2 protein-coding genes are annotated in these 3,194 nt (G+C 73.9%); both read right to left on the bottom strand.

Annotated features, from left to right (window positions below):
• Positions 1–136 precede the first annotated feature (136 nt).
• Positions 137–511, bottom strand: coding sequence for a DUF503 domain-containing protein (locus OZ948_19870; protein MEB2346977.1), 375 nt, complete (start codon positions 509–511; stop codon positions 137–139).
• Positions 508–2,985 (bottom strand): translation initiation factor IF-2, encoded by a 2,478-nt coding sequence (gene infB / locus OZ948_19865; GenBank protein MEB2346976.1) that lies wholly within the window; start codon positions 2,983–2,985, stop codon positions 508–510. The genes OZ948_19870 and infB overlap by 4 nt, the downstream gene beginning before the upstream one ends.
• Between the last annotated feature and the right edge of the window lie 209 nt (positions 2,986–3,194).

The raw sequence follows: 3,194 nt of genomic DNA, 5'->3' as shown, positions 1-3,194 counted from the left end.
CGTTGCGCTCCCTCCCCATGGCGACGGCCATGGCTCGGTCGCGCGCCTTGCGAGCGGCCCGTAGCCGCGATCTCGGTGCACACCCAGCCGCCCGCGACGGCTCGAGACTTCGACGGCGAACGTCCGACACCGGACACTAGTCCTCGTCCTCCCCGTCCGCGTGCGCGGCGCCGAAGTCCGCGGGGGTCAGCTCGTCGTCGGGGCCGCGCGTGCGGCCCTCGTAGCACAGCTCGAGCAGCTCCACGTCGCCGCCCGTCACCTCGGCCAGGTGCAGCTCCTCGACGTAGGCCAGCGCCCGCGCGAGCTGCCCGCGCACGTAGCCGCGATCGTTGCCGGTGCTGACGATGCCGAGCACGGCGACCTGCCAGGTGCCCTGGCCGCCGATCTCGGCGACCGACACGTTGAAGCGGTTGCGCAGGCGCTGCACGATCGAGCGGACCACGCCGCGCTTCTGCTTCAGCGACTGGGAGCCGTGGACGTGGAGCTCCACGACGGCGGCGCCGACGATCATGACAGCTCTGCGGGCGTCTCCACGACCTCGTACGGCTCGATCACGTCGCCGATCTTGACGTCGTTGTAGCCCTCGAGACCGATGCCGCACTCGTAGCCGGCCTGGACCTCGCGGGCGTCGTCCTTGAAGCGCTTGAGCGAGGCCAGCGTGCCCTCCCAGATCTGCACGCCGTCGCGCAGCAGGCGGGCGCGGGCGGTGCGCTTGACCGAGCCCTCGAGGACGTAGCAGCCGGCCACCGTGCCGACGCGCGGCACGCTGAAGGTCTTCCGCACCTCGACGCGGCCGAGCACCTTCTCCTCGATCTTCGGCGGCAGCAGGCCCGCCATCGCCTTGCGGACCTCGTCGGTGACCTCGTAGATGATCTGGTAGCTGCGGATGTCGACGCCCTGGCCCTCGGCCGCGCGCCGCGCCGCCGAGTCGGGGCGCACGTGGAAGCCCACCACGATCGCGTCGCTGGCCTTGGCCAGCATGACGTCGCTCTCCGAGATCGCACCGACGCCGGCCAGGATCACGTTCACCTTGACCGAGTCGGTCGACTGCTTGACGAGCGCGTCGCGCACCGCCTCGAGCGAGCCGTGCACGTCGGCCTTCAGCACCACGCGCAGCTCCTTCGGCCCGCTGTCGTCGCCGCGCGCGAAGAGCTCCTCGAGCGACACCCGGCGCTGGGCCGCCACCGGCCGCGCCTTCTCCTCGCCGGCGCGGTGCTCGGCCACCTCGCGGGCAGCGCGCTCGTTCTCGACCGCGTAGAGCGGGGCGCCCGCCTCGGGCACGTCGGAGAGGCCGATCACCTGTACGGGCGTCGAGGGGCCGGCCGTGTCGACGCGCTGGCCGCGCTCGTTCTCCATGGCGCGCACGCGGCCGAAGGCGGTCCCGACCACGATCGCGTCGCCCTGGTGGAGCGTGCCGTCCTGGACCAGCAGGGTGGCCACCGGGCCCCGGCCCTTGTCGAGCCGCGACTCGAGCACGATGCCACGCGCGCGCCGCTCGGGATCGGCGCGCAGCTCGAGCACGTCGGACTGGAGCGCCAGCATCTCGAGCAGCTGGTCGAGGCCGGTGCGCTTGGTGGCCGACACGTTCACGCAGATCGTGTCGCCGCCGAAGTCCTCGGGCACGAGGCCGTGCTCCATGAGCCGCTGGCGCACGAGCTGCGGGTTGGCGTCGGGCAGGTCGACCTTGTTCACCGCGACGACGATCGGCACCTCGGCCGCCTTGGCGTGCTCGATCGCCTCGACGGTCTGGGGCATGATGCCCTCGCTCGCCGCCACCACCAGCACGACGATGTCGGTCACCTGCGCGCCGCGCGCGCGCATGGTCGTGAAGGCCTCGTGGCCGGGGGTGTCGATGAAGGTGAGCTTGCGCTCGCCCTTCTGCACCTGGTAGGCGCCGATGTGCTGGGTGATGCCGCCCGCCTCGCCCGCCACCACGTTGGCCTCGCGCAGGGCGTCGAGCAGCGAGGTCTTGCCGTGGTCGACGTGGCCCATCACGGTCACGATCGGCGGGCGCGGCGCGCCGGCGCCCTCGGCGACCGGGGTCGCCTCGCCGAGCACCTCGGCCTCCTGGAAGCCCACGTCCTGCACCTCGAAGCCGTAGTGCGCGGCGACGCGCCCGGCGGTCTCGAGGTCGAGCTGCTGGTTGACCGAGGCCATCGTGCCGAGCGCCATCAGCCGCCCCTGCACCTCGGCGGCCTTGGCGCCGAGCTGGCGTGCCAGCTCCGCTACGCTGATCAGCCCCTCGGCCCGCACGACGCGCTTGCCCGCCTTCGGGGCGGCCGCCGCGGCGGCGGGACGCGAGGCGGCCGGAGCCAGCTTGTCGCGCCGGCGCCGGCGCGGCGACTGCATGGCGCGCGGATCGATCGCGACCGGGCGCCGCGTGAGCCGCGAGGTGGCCTGGCGCGCGAGCTGCTCCTGCTCGCGCAGGTTCACGACCTCGCGCACGCGCTTGCGCTCCTTGCCCTTGGCGGCGGCCGCGGCGGCGGCGCCGGCCGCGCCGAAATCGGGCCCGCCCGAGCGCGGCTCCTGGGCCAGGCCCTCGCGCTGCGCCTCGCGTGCGGCTTCGGCGACACCGTGCGCCACGACGTCGATCGGGGCCGGCTCCTCGACGGGAGCGGGCTCGGGCTCGACCCGGGCGGGCAGAGCCGGCTCCTCGACCTCCTCGGGCTCCGGGGCGACCGGCTCGGCGGCGGCCGGCGGCACCGCGGCCGGCGCCGGCTCCGCCACCACCACCGGCGCGGGCTCGGGGGCGCGCTTGCGCCGGCGGATCACCGCCCCGCCGCTCTGGCCCTCGACCCGGCGCTCGATCACCTGCGCGCCCGGCACGAGCCCGCCGAGCTTGTGGCGCAGCTCGTTCGCGACGTCGTCCTCGATCGACGCCATCGGGCTGACGAGCTCGACCCCCACCGACTTCGCCTTCTCGACGAGGTCGTTGCGGTCGATGCCCAGCTCCTCGGCGATCTTGTAGGCGCGGATCTTGGCCATGCTCGGTGCTGCGTCCTCTTGGACCCTGCGAACGGGACGGTCCTGCGAACGGGACCCTCGAAGCGGCGGCGGACCCTAGTGCCCTGTCTCGGAAGTTCGCCTGCATTCGATCGCGGCTACGGGCCGCTCGCAGCGTTGCGCTCCCTCCCCATGGCGACGGCCATGGCTCGGTCGCGCGCCTTGCGAGCGGCCCGTAGCCGCGATCTCGG

The organism is Deltaproteobacteria bacterium, from assembly GCA_035063765.1.
Lineage (GTDB): Bacteria > Myxococcota_A > UBA9160 > UBA9160 > PR03 > CAADGG01.
This window is presented reverse-complemented; position numbering and strand designations above follow the sequence as displayed.

Bases quoted from the DNA above. Each gene is read 5' to 3' on its own strand.
- OZ948_19870 (MEB2346977.1), bottom strand. From the start codon at position 511: ATGATCGTCGGCGCCGCCGTCGTGGAGCTCCACGTCCACGGCTCCCAG.
- infB (MEB2346976.1), bottom strand. From the start codon at position 2,985: ATGGCCAAGATCCGCGCCTACAAGATCGCCGAGGAGCTGGGCATCGAC.